1 protein-coding gene is annotated in these 812 nt (G+C 33.6%); it reads left to right on the top strand.

The genetic code is table 11. The features are described from left to right. On the top strand, positions 1-812 hold an 812-nt coding region (locus tag HHU12_RS36115; RefSeq protein WP_169661190.1), incomplete at both ends, for an ATP-binding protein.

The raw sequence follows: 812 nt of genomic DNA, 5'->3' as shown, positions 1-812 counted from the left end.
GAGGTCAAGCGTAAAGAAAAAACAAGACGTTTGAATCAGTTTAAAAAGGATTTTCAAGAGAAAGAAAATGGACTACGATCAGCAATTGAAAACTATAAACAGGAGATTAAAAAAGAAATTGAAGAACTGATTGAACAGAAAAATGAGGAACTTTCTGGTAAAGGAGTGGATAAACAACACCTTGAAAAACTGTCGCTTCAAATTAAAAACTATAAAGCCGAGTTAGACTATATTCAAGAACATCAGCAATTGGTTTTTGAATATGACAAAGACAAGCGTGAGTTTATTGACAAGCAAAAAACGTTTGAAAACGAAATGCTTCATGAGGAAGAGAAGCTCAATAATTTGGTTGCTGAATTTTCTAATTCTTTGAATGCTCTAGAAGCGAAGCATAAGGAAGTAAAACAACATCTTTTCAAGATCAATCAATCTATCCAAACTTATGAAGCAGAACTCAAGGTTTATGCTGAACAGAAAGACGATGATAAGCTGATTGCGTTGGAAGAATATGCTACTACCGTTACTTCATTGGAAGGTGATTTGACTTTTGATGAACTGCATCGAAAAGTGTATCAGACCTTTGATTCTTTAGAGGAAAAGAAAAACACGCTTTACACAAAACTGAAAAATTATTTAGGGAAGTTTACTGTTAACTCAGTGCTTAAATTTCCTTCTATAGAGGAGTTAGAAAGTAAAGGAGTAAGAGTGATTGGTGAGCGACTGAAAGAGTTTGTACGTGAGGATAAAATTGCAGAGATAGAGAAGATATTTAATGAACGATTTGCCAATATCATCAATATTTTCGGTACAGA

The sequence above is a fragment of the Flammeovirga aprica JL-4 genome (genome assembly GCF_012844305.1).
Lineage (GTDB): Bacteria > Bacteroidota > Bacteroidia > Cytophagales > Flammeovirgaceae > Flammeovirga > Flammeovirga aprica.
The sequence above is the reverse complement of the archived record's forward strand: the minus strand, read 5'-3'. Positions and strand labels throughout refer to the sequence as shown.